Raw genomic sequence first — 26,572 nt, 5'->3', positions numbered from 1 at the left:
ATTTCAGGGATTGCCGGCTTGCTGGGCCGCGTGTTGGGCGGTGTGCGCCAGCTGCGCCGTCGCCACCGCGATGCGACCGCCTTCGGCCTCACCGTCATCGCCTTCGCTGTCGACCTGCCGCAACTGCGCCTCATACAGCCGCCAGTAGGCGCCCTGCTTGGCCATCAGCTCGTCATGCGGCCCCACTTCCACCACCTGGCCTCTGTCCATCACCACCAGGCGGTCGGCCTTGCGCAAGGTTGAGAGGCGGTGGGCAATGGCGATGGTGGTACGGCCCTGCACCAGGTTGTCGAGCGCGCGCTGGATTTCCTTTTCGGTTTCGGTGTCGACCGACGAGGTGGCCTCGTCCAGGATCAGGATGCGCGGGTCAATCAGCAAGGCCCGGGCAATCGAGATGCGCTGGCGCTCCCCGCCCGACAGGCCCTGGCCGCGCTCGCCCACCAGCGAGTCATAGCCCTGCGGCAGGCGCAGGATGAATTCGTGCGCATGGGCGGCGCGTGCCGCCGCCACGACCTCGGCCCGGCTGGCATCTGGCTTGCCGTAGGCGATGTTCTCGGCAATCGTGCCAAAAAACAAAAATGGCTCCTGCAGCACCAGACCAATGTGGCGCCGATAGTCGGCCACCGCAAAGCGCCGAATATCGGTGCCGTCGACCTGAATAGAACCGTCGGTGACATCGTAAAAACGGCACAGCAGGTTGACCAGCGTGCTTTTGCCCGAGCCGCTGTGGCCGACCAGGCCTATCATCTCGCCCGGCTGGATTTGCAGATCCAGGCCGCGAATCACAGAACGGTTGCCATAGCGAAAGCCCAGGCCTTTCATGTCGATGCGGCCGGCAAGCGTGCCAATTTTCACCGGCTGCGTCGGCTCCGGCACGTTGGACACATGGTCCAGGATATCGAAAATGCGCTTGGCGCCGGCCGCCGCCTTTTGCGTCACCGAGACGATGCGGCTCATGGAATCGAGCCGGCCGTAAAACCGGCCTATGTAGGCGATGAAGGCCGTCAGCACGCCAACCGTGATCTGCTGCCTGGACATCAGCCAGATGCCAAAGGCCCAGACCACCAGCAGGCCGATTTCGGTCAGCAAGGACACCGTGGGCGTGAACAGCGACCAGACCTTGTTGAGCTTGTCATTGACCGCCAGGTTGTGCTGGTTGACGACGCGAAAGCGCTGGGCCTCGCGCTTTTCCTGGGCAAAGGCCTTGACCACGCGTATGCCGGGAATGGTGTCGGCCAGCACATTGGTCACGTCCGACCAGACCCGGTCTATCTTCTCGAAGCCGGTGCGCAGCTTGTCGCGCACGACGTGGATCATCCAGCCAATGAAGGGCAAGGGCAGCAGCGTCACCAGCGCCAGCCAGGGGTTGATGGAGAACAGGATGACGGCGGTCATGCCTATCATCAGCACGTCGGTGGCAAAGTCCAGCGCGTGCAGCGACAGGAACACGCAGATGCGGTCGGTTTCCGAGCCTATGCGCGACATCAGGTCGCCGGTGCGCTTGGCGCCGAAATAGTCCAGCGACAGCTCCAGCAAATGGTCAAAGGTGGCGGTGCGCAGATCGGCACCTATGCGCTCGGACACCAGCGCCAGCAAATAGGTACGGGCCCAGTTCAGCGCCCAGCCCAGTACCGCCGCACCCAGCAGCGCGCCCAGAATCAGCCCGACCTTGCCGGGCTCGATCTGCTGGCCGTTCTGGAACGGAATCAGGATGTCGTCCATCAGCGGAATCGTCAGGTAAGGCGGCACCAGCGTGGCCGCCGTGGAGGCCAGCGTCAGCAAAAAGCCCGACAGCAGCTGCCAGCGGTAGGGCCGGGCAAAGCGCCACAGGCGCAGCAGCACCCAGGTCGACGGCGGCGTGTGCAGCTCGCGCGCGCAGGCCGGGCATTCTTCGCTGTCGGGCGGCAGCGGCAGGTCGCATTCCGGGCACAGGGCGATCTCGTCGGCCAAGCCGTCTGCCGGCGCCTGTTGCTGTGCGAACAATCGCATCAAGCGCAGCGCCTGCACATTGGCACCCAGGGTAAAACGCCAGCTGGCCAGCCGCCTGGGGCTGGCGCCGCGCGCCTCGTGAAGCTCCAGCGTTCCCACGCCGGCGTGGTCAAAATGCCGCAACAGCAGGCCTGGCGAGGACTCGCCGGCCAGGTCTGCGGTAGACCAGTCGGTCCAGCCGGCGTCCGGGCTATAGGCCAGCAGACGGCGGTCCGTCAGGGCCAACAACCCCTGGGAAAAACGAAGTTGCCGATCCAGGTCAACCGCCAGGGTACACAAAACGTTCTCTTCGCTGGCGAGTTGCGAAGAGAGTCCTGCCAACGCAGGATGGGTAGGGTGAGAGGTGTCCACCGGGTGCTTATGTTGCATTGTGTGTCTGAATTCCTGGAGTCCGGTATGTGGCGCGGCCTGGCTGCGAACGGCAAGTCCGGCTTGGGAAAGAGTGAGGCATGGCGCGCAGTTTGAGCCGGATCGACGATTTTCGCCCAAGCCAGCCGATTCCCGTTTTTGTTTATCTATTTCTGTCGGAAAATACGATTAAAGTTGCATACAAAAAAATAGCTTTGACAAGCAACCCTCTCTTGTCAACATCAACACCCCTCAACAGGCGTCCTCCACCCAAACCGCTGCCGGCTATCTCCGGGCCCGGAATCAAAACGTTGCACCGGCCCGACCGGTTGACCATAAAAATTTGCGAACCATGAGCAAACAGGACGACATCAAACTGCTGCGCATCAATTATTTGCGCGGCCCCAACATCTGGACCTACCGGCCCGTACTGGAAGTATGGCTGGACCTGGGCGCCTTGGAGGACTTCCCCTCCAACCTGCTGCCCGGCTTCAATGACCGACTGGTGGCGCTGCTGCCGGCCCTGCGTGAACACCATTGCGGCGTGGGCGAGCCCGGTGGTTTCCTGCAACGCCTGCAAGAGGGCACCTGGACCGGCCATGTGCTGGAGCATGTGGTGATAGAGCTGCTGAACCTGGCCGGGATGCCGACCGGCTTTGGCCAGACCCGCAGCACCTCGCGGCGCGGCGTCTACCGCATGGTGTTTCGGGCAAGAGACGAGCAGGTCGCCCGCATTGCACTGGCAGAGGGCCACCGGCTGCTGATGGCCGCCATCAACGACCTGCCCTATAGCGCCTCGGACGTGCAAGCCGCCGCCCAAAAAATCAACGCCAAGGTCGATGACTGCTACCTCGGCCCCAGCACCGCGGCCATCGTGGCAGCGGCCACCGACAGAGGCATTCCCCACATTCGCCTGAACGAGGGCAATCTGGTGCAGCTGGGCCATGGCGCCAGCCAACGCCGCATCTGGACCGCCGAAACCGACCTGACCAGCGCGATTGCCGAGGGCATTGCCCACGACAAGGACCTGACCAAAAGCCTGCTCGCCACCTGCGGCGTGCCGGTGCCTGAAGGCGCAGTCGTCAATAGCGCCGAAGCGGCTTGGGAAGCGGCCCAGGACATAGGCCTGCCGGTGGTCGTCAAGCCTTCCGACGGCAACCATGGCCGAGGCGTGTCGCTGGACCTGAATACGCGAGAAGAAATTGAAGCCGCCTTCCGGGTGGCAGAACCCGAAGGCAGCGAGGTTCTGGTCGAGCGCTATATACGCGGTCATGAGCACCGGCTGCTGGTGGTGGGCGGCCGCGTCGTGGCCGCGGCACGGGGCGAGATCGCCTCGATCACCGGCGACGGACGGCAAACGGTGAACCAGTTGATTGACGCCCAGCTCAATACCGATCCCAGGCGCGGCGCAGGCGAAGAATTCCCGCTCAGCCCCATAGACACCAAGGTTGATGCAGCCATCGTGCTGGATCTGCAGCGCCAGGGCCTGAGCCCCGAGGCGATCCCAGCGGCGGGCCGCGAGGTGCTGGTCCAGCGCAACGGCAATGTGTCCATTGACTGCACCGACGCCGTCCACCCCGAGGTTGACTACATCGTGTCGCTGGCCGCCCGCGTGGTCGGTCTGGACATTGCCGGCGTGGACCTGGTGGCGCAAGACATCTCGCGTCCGCTGCACGCCCAGGGCGGCGCGATTGTGGAAGTCAACGCCGGTCCCGGCCTGCTGATGCACCTCAAGCCGGCCCAGGGCGCGCCACGCCCGGTCGGCCGCGATATCTGCGAGCACCTGTTTCCCGACACCACCGAGAACAAACACAACGGTCGCATCCCCCTGGTCGGCATTGCCGGCTCCGAGGGCACCCAGCACATCGCGATGCTGACCGCCTGGTTGCTGCACCTGTCGGGCCGCCACACCGGCCTGGCCTGCAGGGACGGGCTGTTTCTGGATCAACGCTGCGTAGACCCGGCCGACTGCACCAACTGGGAGGCCGGCCAGCGCCTGCTGATCAATCGGGCGGTGCAGGCCGCCGTGTTTGAGAACGGCGCCGACACCATTTTGCGCAGCGGCCTGGCCTATGACCGCTGCCAGGTCGGCGTGGTCACCGACCTGGGCGGGGCCGCCGGCCTGGCCGAATTCGACATCACCGAAGACGAACAGATGTTCAAGGTCATGCGCTCGCAAGTCGATGTGGTGTTGCCCAGCGGCACCGCCGTGCTGAACGCCGACGATGCGCGCGTTGCGGACATGAAGCCGCTGTGCGATGGCGCCGTGATTTTTTATGGCACGGATCCCAACGCGGCCACTATCGCAGCCCATCGCAGCGCCAATGGTTGCGCCGTCTATACGCGCCAGGACCAGGTGGTGCTGGCCTCCGGCACCACCGAGACCGTTTTGCCCGGCCTGGGCAAGCTGACGGCCTGGAAGGAACGCCACGCACATCGCAATATGTCCGACAGCACCGTGCTGGCCGCCATAGCCACGGCCTGGGCACTCGACATCCCGCTTAACCTGATTGGTGCGGGCATGGAGGCCTTTGAAGCAAATGACAAACCTGCCGGGAGGGCAGACTGATGGAAGTGTCTCGTATCCGGGCCCTGCGTGGGCCCAACCTATGGAGCCGTGATACGGCACTAGAAGCCATCGTGGCCTGCAGCGCAGCCGAGTGCTCCATCGACAGCCTGCCTGGTTTCGAGCCGCGTGTGCGCGCCCTGTTTCCCGACATGGGCACGCTGCGCGACACCGGCCACGCCGGCCCGGTCTCGCTGGCGCATGTGTTGGAAGCAGCAGCGCTTGAACTGCAAGCCGCCGCCGGCTGCCCCGTCACCTTCAGCCACACAGCGGCCACGGTGGAGCCAGGCACTTACCAGGTCGTGGTCGAGTACAGCGAAGAAGCCGTCGGCCGACTGGCGCTGGAACTGGCGCAGACACTAATACACGCCGCCCTGCGCAATACCGACTTCGACCTGGAAGCGGCGATCTCACAGTTGCGCGATCTCGACGAAGACGAGCGCCTGGGCCCCAGCACCGGCTCTATCGTCGACGCGGCGGTGGCACGCGGGATACCCTATCGACGCCTGACCAAGGGCAGCATGGTGCAGTTCGGCTGGGGTTCGCGCCAGCGCCGCATCCAGGCGGCTGAATTTGACGTCACCAGCGCCGTGGCCGAATCCATCGCGCAGGACAAGGATCTCACCAAAAAACTGCTGCGCGCCGCTGGCGTGCCGGTACCACTGGGCCGGCCGGTCAACGACTCCGACGACGCTTGGGCCGCGGCCCAGCAGGTAGGTTTCCCTGTCGTGGTCAAGCCGCAAGATGGCAACCAGGGCAAGGGCGTCACCGTCAACATCACGACCCGCGAACATCTTGAAATCGCTTACCGCGCGGCCGCTGAATACGGCGAGGTCATGGTAGAGAAGTTTTTGCCCGGCAGCGACTTCCGCCTGCTGGTAGTGGGCAACAAGCTGGTGGCCGCAGCCCGGCGCGACCCCCCCCAGGTGGTGGGCGACGGCCTGCACAGCGTGCGTGACCTGGTAGACATCGTCAACCAGGACCCCAGGCGCGGTGAAGGCCACGCCACCTCCCTGACCAAGATCCGCTTTGACGAGATTGCCGTGCTCCAACTCGAGGCACAGGGGCTGACACCAGCCTCAATTCCCGCCAAGGGGCGGCGCGTGCTGCTTCGCAACAACGCCAACCTGAGCACCGGTGGCACCGCCACCGATGTGACCGACAACGTCCACCCGGCCGTGGCCGCCCGTGCCGTTGCCGCCGCACAAATGGTTGGTTTGCACATCTGCGGCGTCGACATGGTCTGCGAAAGCATGCTGCGCCCGCTGGAAGCGCAAAACGGCGGCGTGGTCGAGGTCAATGCCGCACCCGGCCTGCGCATGCACCTGTCCCCCTCTTACGGCAAGGGCCGCGCCGTTGGAGTGGCCATGCTCGATGAGTTGTTCCCCATCGGCGACGACGGCCGCGTGCCAGTGGTTGCCGTGACCGGCACCAACGGCAAGACCACCACCACACGCCTGATTGCCCACCTGCTGGCCGCCAACGGCCTGCGCACCGGCATGACCAATACTGACGGCGTCTATATCAATGGTCGGCAGACCGACAGCGGCGACTGCAGCGGCCCCAAAAGCGCGCGCAACGTGCTGATGCACCCCGACGTCGATGCCGCCGTATTTGAAGTCGCGCGTGGCGGCGTGCTGCGCGAAGGCCTGGGCTTTGACCGCTGCGAAGTCGCCGTCGTCACCAACATAGGTAGCGGCGACCACCTCGGGTTGAACTACATCACCACGGTGGAGGACCTGGCCGTACTCAAGCAAGTAATTGTGAAAAACGTCTCCCCCGCCGGATGCGCGGTGCTCAACGCCGCCGACCCCATCGTTGCGGAAATGGCTCATACCTGTCCCGGCAAGGTGATCTTTTTTGCCGCCGACCGGCATCACCCACTGATGGCCACGCACCGCGCACAGGGCAAACGCACGGTTTATGTCGAAGGCCCCATGCTGGTGGCCGCCGAAGGCGCCTGGATGGAACGCATTCCATTGCAAGGCATACCCGTCACGCGCGGCGGCAGCATAGGCTTTCAGGTTGAAAACGTCATGGCCGCCGTGGCTGCGACCTGGGCCGTTGGCCTGAACTGGGACACCATCAAAAGCGGGCTGGCCAGCTTTGTCAACGACGCCCACAACGCACCCGGCCGCTTCAATGTGATGGACTACCGCGGTGCCACCGTGATTGCCGACTACGGCCACAACCCCGACGCCATGCGAGCCCTGGTGGCGGCCGTCGACGCCATGCCGGCCACACCTGGCCAGCGCCGCAGCGTGGTGATCAGCGGCGCCGGCGACCGACGCGACAGCGACATCCGCGACCAGACCATCATTCTGGGTGCCGCCTTCGACGACGTGCTGCTGTACCAAGACGCAGCCCAGCGCGGCCGTGCTGACGGCGAGGTGATGGGGCTGTTGCGCGAAGGCCTGACGGGTTCCAGCCGCACCGTGCATATTGATGAGATACGCGGCGAGTTTGTCGCCATCGACACGGCGCTGGCACGCCTGCAACCCGGCGACCTTTGCCTGATCCTGGTGGACCAGGTGCAGGAAGCGCTGGATCATCTCGCGGCCCGGGTCAAAGAAGCCCAGGAAAAAGCGCACTCCTAAGCTGGCCGGCCTGGGCTTGCCCGTCAGTGGGCGGCCCAGCCCGATCGTGCACCTCCAAGCGCCTTGTCCTACAGCTAAATCAGCGTCAAGTGCGGCCAGCCTGCTGCCTTGTCTTGCAGACCCGCACAGCGCAGCGGTTCAAACTCCCTTCATTGCAACCGAAGAAGGAGTTCAACCATGCGCCCATCCCTTCATTTTCACCTCAGCAAGACGGGGAAAATCCTGAGCAGCGTCGGACTAACGGCCTTACTGGCCATGACGGCAGCCACGGCACAAGTCGCGCCAAGCAGCACCGGCATTGACGCCAGTGGGAATCCAAAAAACGAAATGGCCGCTTGCATAAACGGCAGCAGCCAAGAAGCCAAAGCCACCTGCATCACCGAGGTCAAAAACGCCAACGCCGCCAAACGTGCCGGCAAGCTTGAAAATGGTGACGGTCAGTTCGCAGCCAACGCCTTGAAGCGCTGTGATGTGTTCAAGACCGACGACGACAAAGTCGCCTGCCGGGCTCGCATTGAGGGACAAGGAAAAATAGAAGGCAGCATCGCCGGCGGGGGAGTTCTGCGCGAAGCCGAAACCGTGATATCGCCAACATCCCAATAAGGACGCTACCGTTTTGCCAATTCTGGCGGCCGAAGCGAAGCCTCAAAAAGTTCATGAACAATGATTGTGGCCGGCAAAAAGGCCTGCAAATCGCCCCATAGCCGGGCCATCGGCTACCCGAATGCGCGTCTTCAGGTGTTTGAGATGGGCCATGCTCGTAGAGTTCATGCCTCTCAGCACCGACCGCGGCAATAAGCGCAGCGGACGGGATTTCAAAAATGCGTCACAACAGCCCCGAGAACGAGCTGCAAACGCTGGCGTTAAAGTGCGAGCAAGCACTTAACGCCGATCCCGCTCCATTTTTTCTTCAAAAACAACGATGACTTTTACGACGGCAATACCGACCACTTACCGCCTTCATGCCCAATCAAGCCGCGCACTGGTGCTTGTATTCGCAATGGTGGCGACCCTACTCGCCATGAGTGCACAGGCCCAACCGGTGCCACCGGCCTCTGCGCCAGTCGCTGCAGCGCCTAAATACAGCGCCAAGGAGCTGGAACAGGCATTCAACTTTATGGACGCCAATCATGACGGTGCCATAAGCCGAAACGAAGCTGCGGGATTTCGCGGCGTGGCCAAATACTTTGACCGGGCCGACAGCAACAAGGACGATTTGCTGTCGCGCGAGGAGTTTGAGAACGCCATGAATGGCGTCAAACAACCATCAAGTCAATAGGCGTTTAACGCCGAATAGCCGGCAATTCCGGCAGTGCAGGCCACAGGCCTGATGGGCAAATGTTTTGGAACGCCGGTCGTCATCAGACAAGCGGCCCGCCTATGCGCCCCTTACAGGGCGTGGCTTAGCGCGGCTGTCGCGGAGCAGGGCCTGGTCCACGGCCAGCAATGTGGCGGAAAGTAATGCGTCCCTTGCTCAGGTCATAAGGCGACAGCTCGAGCGATACCTGATCACCCGCCAAAATGCGGATATGGTTTTTACGCATCTTGCCCGAGGTATATGCCACGAGCTTGTGGCCGTTGTCGAGCGTGACGCGAAAACGCGAGTCAGGCAAAACTTCGTCTACCAGCCCGTGCATTTCAATAAGTTCTTCTTTGGCCATGATGTAACTCCTAGAGAATTAAAAATTATTCGGTATATGCCAGCCCAAGGGGCCAGCTCAGCGACGATTCAGACGCAAGCCAAAATTGAGCGTTCGCGAATCCAGCCCCGTGCATGTTCGGTAGCGTAATGTACGGCAGCGGCCGCGCTGTCAAAAATTTCGCTAAAACGCAACACACGATCGTGCGTGCCACTGCCCTGACCAGAGCGAATCGAGACCGAAGCAGCATAGCGACCTTCGCCCTGCTGCTTGGCTAACGGCGAGACAAGGTATTTGCCTACCGTTAATTTGGTGTCATTGATGTTCATAAAATTCTGTGCCGGATATTCTTCCCGGCTTTATATATAGGGGTAAACAGCTTGCGAGCAAGCCAACGGGTGTTCGGTTTCTACCCGTCAAGCGTTTGAACGCTGGGCGGATTGAGCCATAAGTGGGCACCGTTGGGGGAAGTGCTCGCCAGGAAATGGAACAGTGCTGAGAGGGTTCAGGGCTGGGTGGGCACTGAAAGCACTGCCAAAGCGCTGTGAATTCGGGCTCTGAGAAGCGCCGCATTTGAGAAAGAAGCAAAAGATAGATAGCTTCAATGAAAAACGCTGATGCGTTACCGAACCCACTATTATAACCGCGCAAGCCAAATACCACTTTCTTCGCCAACGTTTAGCCCAAAGATGGTCGCTGCCCATGCCTCTGCGACGGCACGTCTCCCTGGCTTCTGCGCACTGCCTGACGCACCAAGCCAAAAGGCATGGCAGATGGGCTTTCAAACAAATCGAATACTTGCTACAGACGCCATAAGCGTCTATTTTTTGCCACTCCAACCAAAAGCCGGCCAACCCTGCGGTTAAACTAGCGGGCTTGGAAGCGTGGCAGAGCGGTTGAATGCAGCAGTCTTGAAAACTGCCGAGGATGCGAGTCCTCCGTGAGTTCGAATCTCACCGCTTCCGCCAATTTAACCTGATCTATACGGGAATATTGCTGTGCCGTTAAGCATAAAGTGGCCATTTGGCCAGCTTATGCTTTATCTGCCGATAGGCCACATTTTGCTTTATTGCAACTTTGTGCTAGGAATTCAATGCGACGCTCAGCCGTCGGCAGGCTGATTTCAGAACAAACCATCTAAGCTCACCGATTCAAAATCGACTGGGCTTCTTTTTTGTCCGACCCTATCACGTATGTGGCCCAACGCACTGTGGGCTTTGTCCTAGCGACATCGGGGCTTGGGCTTGTTACCATTGCGCGCAACTACTGACAGGAACAGCACGCATGCTCATCTGTCCCTGCAACGCTTGCGCCGCAACCAGCCACTGACACCATCCGACCTGGAAGAGCTGGGGCGAATGCTGGTGCAGGCCGGGGGGACGGTCGATTTCATCCAGCAAGCCACTGAGCAAAGCCACGGCTTGGGCATCTTCATACGCTCCACCCGGAGACAGCCAAGCAGGCGTTCAGTCAGTTCGTGGTGGTCACGACTGCCACGGCCAGCCAGCTGGAGTTCATAGACCTCATTGTTCAGTACCTGACTGAAAACGGCGTGATGGACGCGGCACGGCTGTATGAGTCGCCGTTTACCGACATCAGCCAGCAGGGGCCGGAGGCATTGTTTTTGCCCGCAAGGGTGACGGAGATGGTGCGGGTGCTGGACGAGATTAGGGCGCGGGCAGTGGCTTGAGGGCTATATATGCGTCGTTCCCGCACCAATGTCTGCCCCAGAATCCATGGATTCCAGTGACCGCCAAACAGCAGAGTGCAACACGTCACCACCTACAGGCCCTAGCTTTTTTAAGGTCGGGAGTCGTACAACCTCCGCCGCACTGAGGGTCTCCTCCAAATCCTCGCGTCTGTCGACCATGTAGGCTAGGCCCCCAAACGGCCAGGTGCAGCCGTTCGGCGCCGGGGTTCAGCCCGGTAGCGTTCATCATCAGATATTTCTGAATGCCGCTGGTTTCTCGGGGCCGGCGAGAGTCGTTTGCGCTTTGGTTTTAAAGCGGTCCTCCGCTGGACTCAACCGGTATCATGTGAAATCTCGACTTCGTACTCCTTGCACTACAGCCTGAATGCCCCAGCCATCGGTAACAGTAGTACTCAACATACAGTGACGAATCTTGACTTGGTACTTGCGCAAGAAGTCGTGCCGGTTCAGTTTGCGTTGGAGTTGGCCGACTACCAAACCTGGATGGACTTGCACGCTCCGGGAGAACGCCAAGACACGCTCCTCTGAGAAGTACGGAGAAAACTTAGAGATGAACTGAGCGAGTTCCGCTTGTGGAGTGCAGAACTCCGCTGCTGCTTTATTCGCGACAACTTCGCTGCTGGGAAGAGAGCCGTCATCTTCCCCAACACCAACGTCAAGAATCAATCCTTCCTTGCCGTCGCTCCTAAGGACATGCTCAAGCTCGTGACGCAGTACAAACCAGAAGTTGTCGATACGGTCGTATCGAAGTGTCATTCCGACGACGGGACCCTAACAGGGTGGCGCAAGCGCGCCGACCCGCACAAGGGCAGCAACTCGGTCGTCGCAGCCTTGGCGGCTTATGACCGGCACGCCATCCACGAAACGCCGGACCGGCTCAATCGCAAGGTGAACCGCAAGAAGTTCTCAGCAGCCTTCCACTTGGCATGCCTCAAGGCATTGGAGTAGTCGTCCAGTATTGCGCGACAGTTGGTGAAGACGGGTGTTGACTGAATGCCTGTGGTTGCCCGTGACGCAGGGCGGTGCCAGACTGGATGGTTGCCGATTCAAAGCCTTTGATTGCATCGCGTCACCTATTTATGTCCTCTCATAAATAGGCCTGCCCAGCCAGCTACCGGCAAGAGCACAAGTCGAAAACTCAAATCAAACGGGCCAGATGCACTGCATGCAGACTAGCCTTTTTCTCTGGGGCCGACAAGTTCCCAGAATCATCATTTCGAGGTAACAAACTGGCGAGCCTGTGATGCCAGCAGCAATCGCCCCTTGGTGTTAGCGGCGGTTTGAAAGCGCTGGAAAATGGCGGTCAAACGCGGTTTTCAGTTGGCCAGCAGTGCAATTGGATGTCAGCAATGGAAGAATGTGTAGGCCGGCAGCCGCATTGGCGCGCTGCGTCTGCACGATGCAAAACGGGGCTGATTGAGTAATTTCGGATTTTAAGAAATGGCGTTGGCATTAGTCCGAGAAAATAACATAATTTCGGAAAACAATAAATGCTAATATCTCAGCAGAGGTTTTACATGTAATTTCTGAAAGTCCGAAACATGGAGCAATCTCCCCGCAAGCAAACTGCCACTGACCGGAAGTCTTCTCGCCATCGGGCGGCCGCGCGCCAGGCTGTGTTGCTCGAGGTGCCAGCGGTCCAGGTAGTGAGTTCGGCCACTGTCATTGGCAACCAAGTCCGCGCGCACCGCAATAAACAGAGTTTGCGCATTGATGACGCTGCTGCACTCAGCGGGGTGTCCGTGGACTTGATGTCCCGACTCGAAAACGGCTCGGGCAGTGTCCGGCTGGACAAGCTAATGTCTGTCCTTGATGGACTGGGGTTGACCTTGCTCGTGGCCCCAAAGGGACACGCCTACTTGCGCAAGCTGCCTCTCGACCGGGTGCTGACGCCGGCTCCCTCCCAAGAGCCTGTGGCCGGCAAAGCGGTAATGACGCCTGGAGATGTGCTGTGACGGCGCATCGCCTGGCGTTGTGGCGCCAAGACCAGCATGTTGCCGACCTCAGTTATGACGCGCTGGCCGATGACTGGAGCCTAGCCTACTCACCCGCCTGGTGTGACAGTCCGCAAGCCTTCGGACTGTCGCCGGTGCTGCCCGTGCAGCGCCCGGAGGGTGGCTACAACTCTAAGTCGGTGCGTCGCTTCATCGAGAACTTGTTGCCTGAAGGGCGGGCCCTAGACATCGCGGCGTCTGCCAAGGGGGTCGCTAAGACCAACATCTATGGGCTCATCCATGAGCTCGGGGCGGAAACGACTGGCGCTTTCAGGTTCTTGCCTGACGGGGTTGACGGCACCATCGAGCAGCCGCCCAATGAACTTCGCCAAGTGAGCCTGGCTGAGCTGGACATTCGCATTGCGGACCGGGACAAGGAGCCTTTTGTCATCTGGGATGGCAAAGTGCGCATGTCGGTGGCCGGCTACCAGGACAAGCTGCTCGTGTACATAGATGGCGATGCGGCTGACGTCGCCCGGGGCGCGCCGATGTTCCTGCCTGACTACCCGCTGGCCTCGACTCACATCCTCAAGCCTCAGCCCGAGGGCACTGGCTTCCCCCACATGGTGGTCAACGAGCATTACTGCATGTCACTGGCCATGGCCATGGGGCTTCCCGTGGCCGAGGTGGCCATCCTGCGCACGCCCCGCCCCGTGCTGGCCGTCAAGCGCTTTGACCGGCAAGTGCTCGGGACCCTGGCGAGCGGCCATGCTGCGGTGGAGCGGCTGCATGTCATCGACCTGTGCCAGGCATGTGACGTTCCCGTGAGCTACAAGTACGAGCGAAACGTGGGCAGCACTGGCGCGGCGGCCCAGTACCGGGACGGCACTAGCTTCGCATCGCTGTTTTCGCAGGTGGCCAATGTCCACCTCAAGGCGGCCGAAAAGCTGGTCATGCTGCGCTGGGCGCTGTTTCAGCTGGTGATTGGCAACTGCGACGCGCACGGCAAAAACTACTCGTTCTTCGTCAGCGAGGAAGGCCTCTCAAGCGCACCGTGGTACGACCTCGTGAGCGTGGTGCAATACCCGCAGGTCTCCCACGAGTTGGCCATGGCCTTCGGCGATGTGTTCGACATCCACCAGGTCAAAGGCTTTGCTTTGGCTGATTTCGCGACCCGATGCGAAATCGACCGCAAGCTGCTTCACAGAGAAGCCAAGCGCCTGGCCGACGGTGTTCGAAAACATGCCGCGCGCCTGGCGGACACTGGCCCCTATCAGCTTGAGGAGCGGCTCTTTGCCCAGAAACTCCAGGCGTACGTGACGCAGCGGTCAACCGCGTTGGAGCTCGTCGCCCAAGAAGCTGTGCGCATCAAGGCCGAATTCCTGTAGACGCCATACCTACTGGCTCTTTGTCGAAGCCTCGCGAACGTTCCCTTAGAGGTGAGGCGAACTTCGGCTTGGGCCCAAGGCGCCTGTGCCACTGAGCACCCGGCTGTTCCGGGCACGGCTGGAAATGATTGCCGAGCTGGACAAGCGGGTGGCATCGGGCACCCATGTGGCCGAAGCCCAGGCTACGTATGGTGACCAGCTCACCGACGAGCAGTTGCGCGGCGACCTGGCTGGCTTTCTGCATCAGCAGGTAGCCAGCGGCACCCGAGGTCATTCACGGCGTCAGCGCTTCAATGGCAGTTTTCAAATTCTTCCTGCCATTGACGCAGTTGCGCTGGAAACGCCTGCGGCGGTGCGCCAGTCACGGTGAGCGTGGTCAGCGCCCTCAAGTTTTGTCGCCTTTTGGCCGATATCTGCAGATGCCGTACCGAGTACACAAACTCACGATTGCAACGTAAAATTAAAGGTTCGGCGGGTTTTTCTGCCGAACTGGCGCCACTGCCACTGCCGTTCAGTGGCAGCGTTGAAGACCGTAACCAATCGGCCCTCCCGCAATTTTAAGGAGCACACATGTCAATGCATGCAGCACCCACCATCAGGCGCTCAACCGTCGCACGCCTGCTTGGTCTTAAAAGCGACGATTCCATGTTGGTACTCGACTGCACCAAGTCTTTCCGGGAGGCGACCGTTGCCGGGGACATCAGCGCGGCGGAGCTCGACCGCCGTTTTGGCCGCGCCTGGACGGGTCGCCCCGACCGCCGCATGCCTAAGCTGGTGGCTTGCCGCGTCGGCGGCGCCGTCATTCGGATTTACAAGAACCCGCAGTGGCAGCAGGATGAAAAGGTGGTCCCAACTACTGGCAAACCAACTTGGCGCTTTACGGCGGAACCCGCCCCTGAGTACGTAGATATGGTCGGGGTGGACTTGGGAAGCGTTCTGAAGGACCGCGGTATGCAAAACCCACTGTATTACGTGAACTGCTAGTCAAGGAGGGGAGACCCCCGCCAGTTGCGTTCTGGCGGGGGTTTCCCCTAGGCCATAAAGGCCATTCTTTAAAGGATGGCCTTTTCCATCTCAAGTGGTCGTTGCGGTCGCTTAGCCCTGCGGATTTAAGGCCGGGCAGTCGTTCTGTCAACTCGGGCTAAAGCTCGGCACCTGGGAGTACGTTAATTCCAATGTCCCCAGCGGTTCGGAATAGCTCTTTTACATCCTCCGCCAAGTCGGACAACGCTTCTTCGCTGGTGGGGGGAGCGTTGAGCAGTTTTTTCTGCAAAGCCTCGACCTTGTCCTGAAGCTCTGCAGCCCGGACAGCTTCTTCGCCCAGGGGCGTGGGCTCGGGGTTGTCATCATCCTGGCGGTCAAGGTCCTGGTTGTTTACCTGTTCGGCCTTTCCCTGAAACTCATCAGTGGCCGCGCTAAGAAGTTGCAAGCTCTCTTCGACGGAAGAAAAATCAGGATTGTCCGAGTTGTTTGGATTGAGGGGCGGGGGGCTGTTGAACATGTTGTGTTGGTCTCCGCTACCCGCCGGCCCCGGCTCAAATTGCAGGTCCAAGCCAAGTAGGCTGACCATTTTGCCAAATTCGCAGGTTTTACGTCGCCTCAGAGTAAGCGCTTTCCCTGAAAACCTCCCCAGCTTCAATCGGGTAGCGTCACCTATTTATGTTCTCTCATAAATAGGCCTGCCTTGCCAAGCTACCGGCAAGAGCACAGGTCGACAACTCAAATCAAACGGGACGAATGCCCTGCATGCAGACTAGCTTTTTTTTCTGGGGCCGACCAGTTCCCATAATCGTCATTTCGAGGTAACAAACAGGTCAGTGAACTAAATTCCGGATGTGAATGCCTTCGAATTTTCACGGCATCGTCAGCAGCTACTGCCACGCAGAACGACAGCCAGAAGCTCTGGTTTTATTCAAAGGTGGCGAGTACAGTGGCTCATGGAAAATGATTCCATGAACAGATTTGGGATGCGCCCGGGACGCCCTGGTGCGCGCCAGCCGCAGCGTGGATATCGTCGATGCTGGTGCTGACATCAAGAAATGGATAGGCAGAAGTGAAAGGCACGAACGAACTTGTGCTGTACCTCGATTTCGATGGTGTTCTCCATCACGAAAACTGTTTGTGGCACCCGAAACGGGGTGCGTATTTGTGTGCTCCCGGGAGATACTCGCTTTTTCAGCACAGCGAGTTGCTTGAGCGGCTGCTGGAGCCGTACCCGCACGTAAAAATCGTATTAAGCACGTCCTGGGTGCGTCGGTATGGAATGGCCAACACAGCAAAGCGACTCCCGCCATCGTTGCAGGCTCGTGTTATTGGGGCCACCTTCCACTCGCGTCACATGAATGACGATGAGTTTACGGGCTTGGCCAGGGGACAGCAGGTGTATGAGGACGTCCTGCGGAGGCGGCCTCGGAAATGGCTGGCGCAAAGACGGTACGGGTACTGCGCCCTAACCAGGTGATGACCCTGGAGTTCAACACAGAACGCTTGAATCTCGCCGTCGATCAAACGGGTCGGGTGACACGCGTTAACTGCGGCTGAGCCTGCGATTCGCCGAAAACGGCTTAACGCTTCTGCTTTTGGCCCACACCATCTTTCTCTAGCTGCTGCAGCTGACGTTTGCGCTTGCTCTTGTTTCTGGACTCCGCCTCGACCGGCCGCTCGCGCAAGGCTTGAGCGGCACGCTCTTGCGCCTTTCGGGCGCGCTTTTTATCCCGAAAATGGACAAAAATTCGTCCCAGCCCGAAGCTGATCGCGCTGCTGACCACCAGAAGAATAATGCTCGAAGTTTCCATCATGTCGGGTTGCGGCCTACTCGGCCAAAAACAGTGACTGCAAGTCGTTCAAAAAATCAAAACCACGCTCAGTCGGCTTGACACGTACGAAGTCGCGCTCAATCAGCCCCTTGCGCTCGGCCTCGTCCAGGCCCTTTTGAATCGCGGTAAAGGGCAATCCGGTCTTCTCGGCAAAGTCCTGCAGCTTGAAACCTTCACGCAAGCGCAATGCATTGAGCATGAATTCAAAGGGCAGATCGGCGCGGCTCACCTCAGTTTCCTGCGTCACGGCAGCGCCGGCCAGGGCCTTTCCCATATAGAGCTTGGGTTCGCGAAACCTTACTTGGCGAACCACCCGGTGCGCAAAGCTCAGCTTGCTGTGTGCGCCTGCGCCTATGCCCAGATAGTCTCCAAACTGCCAGTAATTGAGGTTGTGAAAGCAGCGATGGCCGGGTTTGGCATAAGCCGACACCTCATAACGCCCCAGTCCGGCGGCCTCGGTCATTTCGGTGATCTGGTCGAGCATGGCATAGGCCATGTCTTCCTCGGGAATCACCGGCGGGAATTTGGCGAAATAGGTGTTGGCCTCTATCGTCAGGTGGTAAATCGAAATGTGCGGCGGCTGCAAAGCCAGCGCCTGCCGCATGTCCTGCGCCTGATTCTCCAGGGTCTGGCCGGGCAGTGCATACATGATGTCGAGGTTGAAGGTATCAAAGGCCTGCGCCGCCTCTTCAACGGCGGCAATCGCCTGGGCCCTATCATGGACGCGGCCCAGCACCTTGAGATGGGCATCGTCAAAGCTCTGCACGCCCACGGAAAGTCGTGTCACGCCGGCGCTACGAAAGGCCTTGAAGCGGTCTTTTTCAAAAGTACCGGGGTTGGCTTCCAGCGTGATTTCGCAGTCGGCATCCAACTTCAGCCGTGCGCGTATATCGCCGAGCAGACGGTCAATAGCTTGCGGCGAAAACAGGCTGGGCGTGCCACCTCCAATAAAGATACTGTGCACCGGCCGGCCCCAGATCAGCGGCAAGGAGGCCTCCAGATCGGCGATCACGGAGTCTATGTAGCGCTGCTCGGGCATCTCGCCCGACACCTCATGCGAATTGAAATCACAATAAGGGCATTTCTTCAAACACCAGGGCAGGTGCACATAGAGCGACAGCGGCGGTAGCGCCGCCAACTGCAGCGTGCCGCTGCGCATGTAATGTTGTATGTCTTTCACGATAGGCTCATGTCAATGAATGCATGGAACAGGGACAAGGCTTTGCCTCAGTCGCAACACCCGGCCAGCGGACACCGCGGAACCGGCTTCGCCGGGCCGCAGGTGTCGCCCCTTGAAGGGGAGGCTACGACACGAAGTGTGCAAAGCCACGGGGTGAATCATGTTATCCAGCGCTCGCGCATCAATGCCATCATCTGGCGCGTGGCTTTGCCGCGGTGGCTGTTGGCGTTTTTTACTTCTACTGGCAACTGCGCAAAGGTCTGGCCGAACTCGGGAATAAACATCACCGGATCGAAGCCAAAGCCGTTGCTGCCCATGGGCTCCAGCGCGACTTCACCGGCAACCCGGCCGCAGGCAATCAGGGGTTCGGGATCTTCGGCCGAACGCACGGCGACCAAGGTACTGACCAACGCCGCCCGCCTGTCGGTGATGCCCGCCATCTGGGCGAGCAAGGCCTTGACGTTGTTGGCATCGCCCTTGGCATAGCCAAACTGCACGGCATAAAACGCGGTATCCACGCCCGGCAAGCCGCCAAAAGCCTCGACACACAAGCCGGCATCGTCGGCCAATGCCGGCAGGCCGCTGAGCGCTGAGGCATGGCGGGCCTTGGCAAGCGCATTTTCCACAAAGGTGCGAAAAGGCTCTGCCGCCTCGGGAATGCCCAGCTCCGCCTGGCGCAGCAATTGCACACCCAGAGGGGCCAGCATGGCCTTCAATTCGGCGAGTTTGCCCTGATTATTCGAGGCCAGAACGATTTTCATAAAGTTAGCAATGGAATATGGCTCCAGCCCATACCAGATGAGCGAGCGAAGCTATTAATTTGATAGTGATTGTTTTTGCAGGCTCACCAGCTCGGCAATCCCTTTTTCGGCCAAGGTCAGCAGCGCATCCATTTCCTGGCGCGAAAAAGCAGCGCCTTCGGCCGTCCCCTGCACCTCAACATAATGGCCGGCGCCTGTCATGACCACATTCATGTCGGTGTCACAGGCAGAGTCTTCGGTGTACTCTAAGTCCAGCAAAGGCGTGCCCTGCACAATGCCCACCGAGACGGCGGCAACATGGTCAATTATCGGCGTTTCCTGGAGTTTGCCCGCGGCCAGCAGTTGATTGACGGCATCCTGCGCAGCGACAAAAGCGCCGGTGATGCTGGCGGTCCGTGTGCCGCCGTCGGCCTGAATCACATCGCAATCCAGGTAAATAGTGCGCTCACCCAGCTTCTTCAAGTCGAACACCGAGCGCAGCGAGCGGCCTATCAGACGCTGGATTTCCTGGGTACGGCCACTTTGCTTGCCGCGAGCGGCTTCGCGGTCGTTACGCGTATGCGTGGCACGCGGCAGCATGCCGTATTCGGCCGTGACCCAGCCTTCCCCGCTGCCTTTTTTATGGCCCGGCACTTTCTCTTCGACCGAGGCGGTGCACAGCACCTTGGTAGCGCCGAACTCCACCAGCACCGAACCCTCTGCATGAACGGTGTAGTGACGGGTGATGCGCACCGGGCGCAAGGCATCGGCAGCACGCGCGCCCTCTCGGGAAAACTGACTCATGATGAATGGCTTTCTGGCAAAGGCTGCCGGTCCAGTAAAAAAGGAAAGATGGAAGAATGAACAAACGTTCCGGCAGGCGCAAACCACCCAAGCGGGAGGCTGCGAGATGTCAGGTTTTTCTGGCGGCCGAACGGCGTATGGCTTCGTTGATTTCGGCGATGGATCGCTCTATCGTCGCCTCATCAAGATCATCGACCAGCCCGTCTAGCACGCCAGACTGAATGGTGGAGGCAAATACCCCGTCCATGATGCTGTCGGTAGACACGCCTCGGGTCGATTCAAAGGCATCCGGAGTTTCCCACTCCATGGCCAGCACCGTCACATTGTCACTGCGCTCGCCACCAACGCGCAGCGCATGCTCGACCATGTCGGGAATCGCCTCGGAAACACTTTTGCTGGCCAGATGCCGGACGATTTCAGCATCGCTGAGGCTTCCCCACAGACCGTCCGAGCACAGCAGCAGCTTATCGCCCTGCTGCAGCGTCAGGCAACCGGTCAAATCAAAAATGGGCTTGGTGGGCGAACCCAGGCAGGTAAACAGGATGTTGCGGTTGATGTGTACGGGGGGCTTGATGCCGCCCCTGCCCTGCTGCTCAAGATAGGAGTGGTCCCGGGTGCGCGTCAGCAGCTCGCCATCTCTGACAACATACAGGCGAGAGTCGCCGCAATGCACCCAGGCCGCTCCTGTGTCTTGCAAAATAGCCGCCACCAAGGTGGTGCGCGGCGTGTCCAGCATGCCTTTTTCGGTGGCATAGCGAAGGATGCGGTGATGCGCCGCCAGCAGCGCAGCAGGCAGAAATTCGGCCGGATTATGAACTAGAGGCCTGGCCTCTTTCTGGTAGAGCGCGGAAACCGTCTGCAGCGCCAGTTGCGCCGCCACTTCGCCTTCCGGGTGCCCGCCCATGCCGTCGGCCAGCACAAACAGGCCAGACTCGCGCGTGTAGCAGTAACCCATACGGTCTTCGTTCTTCTCCCGACCGCCTTTTCTACTCACCTGAAAAACTGAAAATTTCATTTGAACCGGGTTGCGTAAGCCGTCGCCTTGCGCGCAGTTTTCTTGGTGTCAGACACGATGCTGTCAAACTGCAGGCGGACCTTTTCACTCACGGTAAGTTTGGTGTAGCGCCGCTCACTCTCCCGGCTCAACTCCTTTTGCAAGGCAAACACCGATTGCGGCCGCGACAGCGGATCCAGCGACATGCACCACTCGACGACTTCAATCAGGTTGTCGGAGTAAACGCCGCGCAGCCGGGACAGCGCCAGCGACAGCCGATCCTTCTCCAGCCGCTGCGGCGCATCGTTGGGCGGATAGCCCTGCATGGTGGCGTAAATACAGGCGCCAATCGCGTAAATATCGGTCCACGGGCCCATGGAAGAGTCACGCCGGTACATCTCGGGTGCGGCAAAACCGGGCGTGTACATGGGCCGTATGAAGTTACCCTCTTTGCTCAAGACCTCCCGCGCCGCGCCAAAGTCGATCATCACAGCCCGGTTGTCGTCGGTGACGAAAATGTTGGCGGGCTTGATGTCCAGATGCAGCATTTTGTGCTGATGCACTATGCGCAGCCCGCGCAAAATCTCGTCAAACAGCGAGCGAATGGTCGATTCACGAAAAACTTTTTGTTTTTTCAGCTCACGCGCCGTGATGATGAAGTCCTGCAGGGTCCCACCCTCCAGATAGTTCATCACCATGTAGACGGTTTCGTTCTCGCGGAAAAAATTCAGCACGCTCACCACCGAGCCATGCGAGATCTGGGCAAGTGACCGGCCTTCTTCAAAAAAACTCTTGAGGCCCAGGCGATACAGCGACAGCTTTTCCGGCTGCACCTGCGGCAGCAACTCTCCCGGCGGCCGGCTGGCCAGGGAAGACGGCAAATACTCCTTGATCGCAACCTGCTGACCTTCATTGTCAACAGCCAAGTAAACTACACCGAATCCGCCAGCCGAAAGCTTGCGCACAACACGATAGCCACCAATCACGGTGTCGGGCGGCAATGGTGCAGGCTTGACCTTTGACATAATTTGGAATGAACTGGTGACCGCGTCACCAAATCGTTTTTCTCTCTCTAGTATGAAGGCGTATTAGCTAATGTCAGTTTATAGCATGACGGGTTATGCGACCGTGCAATCCAGCACGACGCAGTCGGCCCCAGAAACTGAACCGCGCCAGGAGGCCAACTCCCGGCTGGGCGTCGAAATACGTTCCGTGAACAGCCGCTTTCTGGACCTGGCCTTTCGCCTGCCGGACGAATTACGGCAGGCCGAACCGGCCCTGCGCGAACTGCTGACCGGCAAACTCAAGCGCGGCAAGGTGGAGGTGCGGGTTTCGCTTGAAAGCGCATCGGCCAGCAGCCTGCGCGCGCCCTCCGCGGCAACGCTACAGCGCCTGGGCTCCCTGGAGGACAGCATCAAGTCCTGGCTACCGCAGGCCAGCGCGCTCAGCGTGGCCGATGTCCTGCGGATCGCCACCAATGAAGACAAAAAGCCGCACGATCACAGCGAAGAGCTGCTCAAGCTGGCTAAAAAGGCCCTGAAAGACCTGATGGCAGCCCGCGAGCGAGAAGGCGCCCGCCTGGCCGACATGTTGCTGGACCGCACCGCGCAGCTGCGGGCATTGGCAGCCCTGGCGGTGCCCATGGTCCCCAAGCTGGTTGAACAACAAAAAACCCGTTTCCTGGAGCGCTGGAAAGAGGCCCTGGCCCTGGGAAGCAGCACGGCGCTGCCTGAAATTGCCCAGGATAGGGCACTCACGGAGGCCACCGCCTTTGCCATCAGGATTGATGTGGCGGAAGAGATCACCCGCCTGTCCTCGCATCTTGACGAAATTGATCGACTGCTCGCCAGCGGCGGCGAATTGGGCAAACGCCTGGACTTCCTGATCCAGGAACTGCACCGCGAAGCCAACACCTTGGGCTCAAAATCAACCTCGCTGGAGCTGACGCGCATCTCTGTGGACATGAAAGTCCTGATCGAGCAAATTCGCGAACAGGTCCAAAACATCGAGTAAAGCCCTGCTCACCTCAAAATTCATAGCAAACAACGCCTTTTAAACATGGACTACCCCGGAAATCTATTTGTCGTCGCAGCCCCCAGCGGGGCCGGCAAGTCCAGCCTGGTGAAGGCTCTGATGGAGCTGGACTCGGCGATTCAACCCGCCGTCTCACACACCACCCGGCCGCCACGTGGACAAGAAAAGCATGGCCGGGAGTATTTCTTCCTGTCCCCCGAAGAGTTCGACGGCATGGTGCAGCGGGATGCTTTTCTGGAGTGGGCTCATGTCCACGGACACCGCTACGGCACCTCGCGCCATACCATTGAAGAGCGGGTGGCGCACGGCGCCGACGTGGTGCTGGAGATCGATTTCCAGGGTGCCATCAACGTCAAGCGCATTTTTACCAATGCCGTGCTGATTTTCATACTTCCCCCTAGCTGGGAAGAGTTGCGCTCGCGCCTGCAGCGACGCGGCGAAGACACGGCCGAAGTCATAGAAGTACGGCTCAAAAATGCGGCTATCGAGATGGCGCAGGCCCAAAATTTCGATTTCGTTATAATTAACGAGTTGTTTGAGCGGGCAGTTTTCGACTTGAAAACTATTGTTCATGCCCAGCGGCTCAAGTTTTCGGCCCAGCGACGCGCCCGAGCCGAGACTTTCGAGGCTCTTCATATTCCTTAAGTTACCGACCACAGCGAAAGAATCACCATGGCCCGCATCACCGTCGAAGATTGCCTCGAAAAAATCCCTAACCGCTTCCAGCTGGTTTTGGCCGCCACCTACCGTGCCCGCATGCTCAGCCAAGGTCATGCCGCCAAGATTGAAAGCAAGAACAAGCCCGGCGTCACCGCCCTGCGAGAAATTGCCGAAGGCAAAGTCGGCCTGGAAATGCTGAAAAAAGTACCCGGCTGACCCTCTCCGCTCCGTTGAAAAGCACCCTGATCCGGTGCTTTTTTCATTTCCAGGTCCGTAAAATCCATTTTTTTCACGTCTTATTCATGCCGCGATACATTTGAGGTATGAGCGCACTGCTTTCGCCTGCCACTTCCAGCAAGTCAACCCCGGCCGCCGCCAATGCCGCAGCAGCCAGTTTTGCTGCGCTCACGGCCAAACTGGACTACCTGAACGCCGCTGACATCGAGAATGTCCGCCAGGCTTACCGCTACGCCGATCAGGCCCATTTGGGCCAGTTGCGAAACAGCGGCGAGCCCTATATCACCCATCCCATTGCGGTCGCGCAACAGTGCGCTGAATGGAAGCTTGACGCCCAGGCGCTCATGGCCGCCCTGCTGCACGACGCGATGGAAGACTGCGGCGTCACCAAGCCCGATCTGATTGAGCGATTTGGTGCTCCGGTGGCCGAATTGGTCGACGGCCTGACCAAGCTGGAAAAGCTGGAGTTCAATACCCGGGAGGAAAATCAGGCCGAGTCCTTCCGCAAAATGCTGCTGGCGATGGCGCGCGATGTGCGCGTGATTCTGATCAAGCTGGCGGATCGCACCCACAATATGCGCACCCTGGGCAATGCGCCACGCAGCAAGTGGCACCGAATTTCCCGGGAAACCCTGGATATTTATGCCCCTATTGCACACCGCCTGGGCCTGAACTCCACCTACCGGGAACTGCAAGACCTGTCCTTCCAGCACTTGCACCCATGGCGTTACGCGACCTTGACCAAAGCCCTGGTACGTGCGCGAGGCCGGCGCCGCGATGTCATCAAACGCGTGCAATCCGAAGTCGAGTCCGCCTTTGCCAACGCGCACATTCCGGTTCACATTTACGGACGCGAGAAGACGCTGTACTCCATTTACTCCAAGATGGACGAGAAGCACCTGTCTTTCGCACAGGTCACCGACCTCTACGGCTTTCGGATCATCGTGCAGGATCTGACGGCTTGCTACAGTGCTCTTGGCGTCTTGCACCAGCTCTACAAGCCCTTGCCGGGAAAGTTCAAGGACTATATTGCGATTCCCAAGGTCAATGGCTACCAGTCCTTGCACACCACCCTGGTCGGTCCGTTCGGCACCAATATCGAGTTCCAGATGCGCACCGACGCCATGCATGTGGTCGCCGAAGCCGGTGTGGCCGCTCACTGGCTTTACAAGGCCACGGATCCCAACAGCGACGCCTCGCAGCGACTGGGAACCAAATGGCTGCAGTCGCTGCTGGATATCCAGCAGGAAACGCGTGATGCCGCCGAATTCTGGGATCACGTCAAGATCGATCTGTTTCCGGAAGCCGTTTACGTCTTCACGCCCAAAAGCCAGATCATGGCCATGCCTCGCGGCGCCACCATTGTCGACTTTGCCTACGCCATCCATAGCGATGTGGGCCACCGTGCGGTAGCGGCCAAAGTCAATGGCGAGCAGGTTCCCTTGCGCTCCGAGCTGCATAACGGCGATGTGATCGAGATCATGACGGCCGCCGGCTCCAACCCAAATCCCGGCTGGCTGGGTTTCGTGCGAACCGGCAAGGCGCGCTCAAAAATACGCCACTACCTCAAGACCATGGCGATCACGGAATCGCAGGAACTGGGTGAAAAAATGCTGGCTCAGGCGTTACGTGCCGAAGGCATAGACCGGCAACGCCTTTCGGAGGATGACGAGGCGCACCATGCCACCTGGGAGAAGATCCTGCGCTTCACCGGCAACCGATCGCGCGCCGAACTGCTGACAGACATCGGGCTGGGCAAGCGTATTGCCAGCATGATTGCCAAACGCATCGTCACCCTGCTTGCCGAGAGCGGTGAAAAACCCGATGTCTTGCTCATGAGTCGCGAGCGCTACACCCCGCATGAGTCGGTCTCGCAAGGCGCGCTGCTACTCGATGGCAGCGAAGGCTCATCGGTGCAGTTTGCGCCCTGTTGCCACCCCATTCCAGGCGACGGCATCATTGGCTACCTGGGCCGTGGAGAAGGTCTGGTGGTGCATATCGATGACTGCGCCGTTGCCAAGCGTTTACAGCAACGCGACAGCGAGCGCTTCATTGCCGTCGACTGGTCTGAAGAGCCCGTACGTACCTTTGAAACCAATCTTCTGGTGACCGTGTCCAACGGGAAAGGGGTATTGGCACGTGTCGCGGCGGCCCTGGCCAGCGCCGAAGCCGACATCACCCATGTGGACATGGGGAACGAGCCGGCACGCGATGCCGCTGATTTGCGATTTAGCGTCGCCGTACGTGATCGGATTCATCTGGCAGCAGCGCTGCGCAACGTCAAGAGAACGCCTTCCGTGCTGCGGGTGCAGCGCATCAAGTCGGCCAGCTAACTAGTCCGCCGCCTCCGGTGCAGGATAGTCCACGGCCAAAACCTCCAGCAATTGCACGCCCTGCGGTGTGACCAGGTTGACCTCATCACCCACCCGTGATTTGAGCAGGGCTCTGGCGACAGGAGATACCCAACTGATTTGCCCCAAAGCACTGTTGGCCTCATCGACCCCCAGAATGGTGACGGTACGCTCCTCGCCACTGTCATCGGCATAAGTGACGGTGGCGCCAAAAAAGACCTGGTCGCTGCCGTGATGAACGGATGGACTGCTGATTTCGGCAATTTCCAGTCTTTTGGTCAAAAACCGTATGCGCCTGTCAATCTCGCGCAAGCGCTTCTTACCGTAGTGGTAGTCGCCATTTTCGGAGCGGTCACCATTGCTGGCCGCCCAATGAACCACTTCCACCATCTTGGGGCGTTCGTTGTCGATCAGATCCAGCAATTCCGCGCGCAAGCGTGCATAACCCTGAGGCGTGATGTAGTTCTTCCCGCCTGGAGGCAAGGGGGCTAGCGCCGGCTCATCGTCCTCGGAGTCGGTTTCTTTGGTGAAGGCTTTGTTCATACAAGACTCAGAATAGCATTCAGAGCGCCGGCCCATGACA

At 59.7% G+C, this 26,572-nt stretch carries 26 protein-coding genes, 1 tRNA gene and 1 pseudogene; 17 read left to right on the top strand and 11 right to left on the bottom strand.

Translation table 11 applies throughout. The annotated features are described in order from the left end of the window. Positions 1–3: 3 nt before the first annotated feature. Positions 4–2,358, bottom strand: a complete 2,355-nt coding sequence (locus BM160_RS01500; RefSeq protein WP_091999233.1) for a cyanophycin metabolism-associated ABC transporter — start codon at positions 2,356–2,358, stop codon at positions 4–6. Between the two features lie 331 nt (positions 2,359–2,689). Between BM160_RS01500 and cphA (BM160_RS01495) the strand changes: the two genes are divergently transcribed. From cphA (BM160_RS01495) to BM160_RS01480, 4 genes are all read left to right on the top strand, one after another. Then, positions 2,690–4,906 carry a cyanophycin synthetase gene (gene cphA, locus BM160_RS01495; protein ID WP_091999229.1) on the top strand — a complete coding sequence of 739 codons (2,217 nt, stop codon included), beginning with the start codon at positions 2,690–2,692 and terminating at the stop codon, positions 4,904–4,906. Beyond that, positions 4,906–7,500: a cyanophycin synthetase gene (gene cphA / locus BM160_RS01490; RefSeq protein ID WP_091999226.1), complete on the top strand. Its 2,595-nt coding sequence runs from the start codon at positions 4,906–4,908 to the stop codon at positions 7,498–7,500. The genes cphA (BM160_RS01495) and cphA (BM160_RS01490) overlap by 1 nt, the downstream gene beginning before the upstream one ends. A gap of 177 nt (positions 7,501–7,677) precedes the next feature. After that, a complete protein-coding gene (locus tag BM160_RS01485) occupies positions 7,678–8,103 on the top strand; it encodes a hypothetical protein (RefSeq protein WP_091999223.1) in 426 nt (141 codons plus the stop codon). A gap of 319 nt (positions 8,104–8,422) precedes the next feature. Beyond that, positions 8,423–8,779 carry an EF-hand domain-containing protein gene (locus tag BM160_RS01480; RefSeq protein WP_091999221.1) on the top strand — a complete coding sequence of 119 codons (357 nt, stop codon included), beginning with the start codon at positions 8,423–8,425 and terminating at the stop codon, positions 8,777–8,779. Positions 8,780–8,903: 124 nt separating this feature from the next. Here BM160_RS01480 and infA read toward each other — a convergent pair whose 3' ends face one another. Then, entirely contained in the window at positions 8,904–9,161 is a 258-nt protein-coding gene (gene infA, locus BM160_RS01475; RefSeq protein WP_091999219.1) for a translation initiation factor IF-1, read from the bottom strand. A gap of 68 nt (positions 9,162–9,229) precedes the next feature. Beyond that, on the bottom strand, positions 9,230–9,469 hold the full coding sequence (locus BM160_RS01470; protein ID WP_091999217.1) for a hypothetical protein: 240 nt from the start codon (positions 9,467–9,469) through the stop codon (positions 9,230–9,232). Positions 9,470–10,018: 549 nt separating this feature from the next. Between BM160_RS01470 and BM160_RS01465 the strand changes: the two genes are divergently transcribed. The 7 genes and pseudogenes from BM160_RS01465 (at position 10,019) to BM160_RS01435 (ending at position 15,157) form a co-directional block, all read left to right on the top strand. After that, positions 10,019–10,108 (top strand) — tRNA-Ser (locus BM160_RS01465). A gap of 270 nt (positions 10,109–10,378) precedes the next feature. Then, positions 10,379–10,830: pseudogene (locus BM160_RS23100) on the top strand (type I restriction-modification enzyme R subunit C-terminal domain-containing protein). A 591-nt stretch (positions 10,831–11,421) separates the two neighbouring features. Beyond that, on the top strand, positions 11,422–11,799 hold the full coding sequence (locus tag BM160_RS01455; RefSeq protein ID WP_091999215.1) for a DUF6471 domain-containing protein: 378 nt from the start codon (positions 11,422–11,424) through the stop codon (positions 11,797–11,799). A 593-nt stretch (positions 11,800–12,392) separates the two neighbouring features. Beyond that, a complete protein-coding gene (locus tag BM160_RS01450) occupies positions 12,393–12,806 on the top strand; it encodes a helix-turn-helix domain-containing protein (protein WP_091999213.1) in 414 nt (137 codons plus the stop codon). Continuing rightward, complete coding sequence (locus tag BM160_RS01445; protein WP_091999211.1) at positions 12,803–14,173, top strand: HipA domain-containing protein; 1,371 nt, start codon at positions 12,803–12,805, stop codon at positions 14,171–14,173. Before BM160_RS01450 ends, BM160_RS01445 begins: the two co-directional genes overlap by 4 nt. 85 nt (positions 14,174–14,258) lie before the next feature. Next, positions 14,259–14,543, top strand: a complete 285-nt coding sequence (locus tag BM160_RS22490; protein WP_177218879.1) for a hypothetical protein — start codon at positions 14,259–14,261, stop codon at positions 14,541–14,543. Positions 14,544–14,743: 200 nt separating this feature from the next. Continuing rightward, positions 14,744–15,157 (top strand): hypothetical protein, encoded by a 414-nt coding sequence (locus tag BM160_RS01435; RefSeq protein WP_143093155.1) that lies wholly within the window; start codon positions 14,744–14,746, stop codon positions 15,155–15,157. Positions 15,158–15,314: 157 nt separating this feature from the next. Here BM160_RS01435 and BM160_RS01430 read toward each other — a convergent pair whose 3' ends face one another. Continuing rightward, a complete protein-coding gene (locus tag BM160_RS01430; protein ID WP_218156567.1) occupies positions 15,315–15,743 on the bottom strand; it encodes a hypothetical protein in 429 nt (142 codons plus the stop codon). 483 nt (positions 15,744–16,226) lie between these two features. Here BM160_RS01430 and BM160_RS01425 point away from each other — a divergent pair, with 483 nt between their 5' ends. Continuing rightward, positions 16,227–16,634: an HAD domain-containing protein gene (locus tag BM160_RS01425; RefSeq protein WP_177218878.1), complete on the top strand. Its 408-nt coding sequence runs from the start codon at positions 16,227–16,229 to the stop codon at positions 16,632–16,634. Further along, positions 16,589–16,714, top strand: a complete 126-nt coding sequence (locus BM160_RS23095) for an I78 family peptidase inhibitor (RefSeq protein WP_369821735.1) — start codon at positions 16,589–16,591, stop codon at positions 16,712–16,714. Before BM160_RS01425 ends, BM160_RS23095 begins: the two co-directional genes overlap by 46 nt. 23 nt (positions 16,715–16,737) lie before the next feature. On the opposite strand, the gene BM160_RS01415 is transcribed toward BM160_RS23095, so the two are convergent. The 6 genes from BM160_RS01415 to BM160_RS01390 form a co-directional block, all read right to left on the bottom strand. Beyond that, positions 16,738–16,971, bottom strand: a complete 234-nt coding sequence (locus tag BM160_RS01415; RefSeq protein WP_255368532.1) for a hypothetical protein — start codon at positions 16,969–16,971, stop codon at positions 16,738–16,740. A gap of 13 nt (positions 16,972–16,984) precedes the next feature. Beyond that, positions 16,985–18,148, bottom strand: a complete 1,164-nt coding sequence (gene hemW, locus BM160_RS01410) for a radical SAM family heme chaperone HemW (protein WP_255368549.1) — start codon at positions 18,146–18,148, stop codon at positions 16,985–16,987. A 179-nt stretch (positions 18,149–18,327) separates the two neighbouring features. Further along, positions 18,328–18,930 (bottom strand): RdgB/HAM1 family non-canonical purine NTP pyrophosphatase, encoded by a 603-nt coding sequence (gene rdgB / locus BM160_RS01405; protein ID WP_091999199.1) that lies wholly within the window; start codon positions 18,928–18,930, stop codon positions 18,328–18,330. Positions 18,931–18,984: 54 nt separating this feature from the next. Then, a complete protein-coding gene (gene rph / locus BM160_RS01400) occupies positions 18,985–19,713 on the bottom strand; it encodes a ribonuclease PH (protein WP_091999196.1) in 729 nt (242 codons plus the stop codon). Between the two features lie 109 nt (positions 19,714–19,822). Then, positions 19,823–20,728: a PP2C family protein-serine/threonine phosphatase gene (locus BM160_RS01395; RefSeq protein ID WP_091999193.1), complete on the bottom strand. Its 906-nt coding sequence runs from the start codon at positions 20,726–20,728 to the stop codon at positions 19,823–19,825. Further along, the gene (locus BM160_RS01390; protein ID WP_091999191.1) at positions 20,725–21,732 is read right to left on the bottom strand and encodes a serine/threonine protein kinase; all 1,008 of its coding nucleotides are present in this window, start codon (positions 21,730–21,732) and stop codon (positions 20,725–20,727) included. Before BM160_RS01390 ends, BM160_RS01395 begins: the two co-directional genes overlap by 4 nt. Before the next feature lie 70 nt (positions 21,733–21,802). Between BM160_RS01390 and BM160_RS01385 the strand changes: the two genes are divergently transcribed. From BM160_RS01385 to BM160_RS01370, 4 genes are all read left to right on the top strand, one after another. Continuing rightward, positions 21,803–22,720, top strand: a complete 918-nt coding sequence (locus BM160_RS01385; protein WP_091999188.1) for a YicC/YloC family endoribonuclease — start codon at positions 21,803–21,805, stop codon at positions 22,718–22,720. A 45-nt stretch (positions 22,721–22,765) separates the two neighbouring features. Then, positions 22,766–23,386 carry a guanylate kinase gene (gene gmk / locus BM160_RS01380; protein WP_091999185.1) on the top strand — a complete coding sequence of 207 codons (621 nt, stop codon included), beginning with the start codon at positions 22,766–22,768 and terminating at the stop codon, positions 23,384–23,386. 27 nt (positions 23,387–23,413) lie between these two features. Continuing rightward, positions 23,414–23,617, top strand: coding sequence for a DNA-directed RNA polymerase subunit omega (rpoZ, locus tag BM160_RS01375; RefSeq protein ID WP_091999183.1), 204 nt, complete (start codon positions 23,414–23,416; stop codon positions 23,615–23,617). A gap of 107 nt (positions 23,618–23,724) precedes the next feature. Further along, positions 23,725–25,971: a RelA/SpoT family protein gene (locus BM160_RS01370; RefSeq protein ID WP_091999181.1), complete on the top strand. Its 2,247-nt coding sequence runs from the start codon at positions 23,725–23,727 to the stop codon at positions 25,969–25,971. Here BM160_RS01370 and greB read toward each other — a convergent pair whose 3' ends face one another. Then, the gene (gene greB / locus BM160_RS01365) at positions 25,972–26,532 is read right to left on the bottom strand and encodes a transcription elongation factor GreB (protein ID WP_091999179.1); all 561 of its coding nucleotides are present in this window, start codon (positions 26,530–26,532) and stop codon (positions 25,972–25,974) included. Positions 26,533–26,572 lie beyond the last annotated feature (40 nt).

It is taken from the genome of Polaromonas sp. OV174 (genome assembly GCF_900112285.1).
In the GTDB taxonomy this organism is placed as follows: Bacteria; Pseudomonadota; Gammaproteobacteria; order Burkholderiales; family Burkholderiaceae_C; genus Polaromonas.
This window is presented reverse-complemented; position numbering and strand designations above follow the sequence as displayed.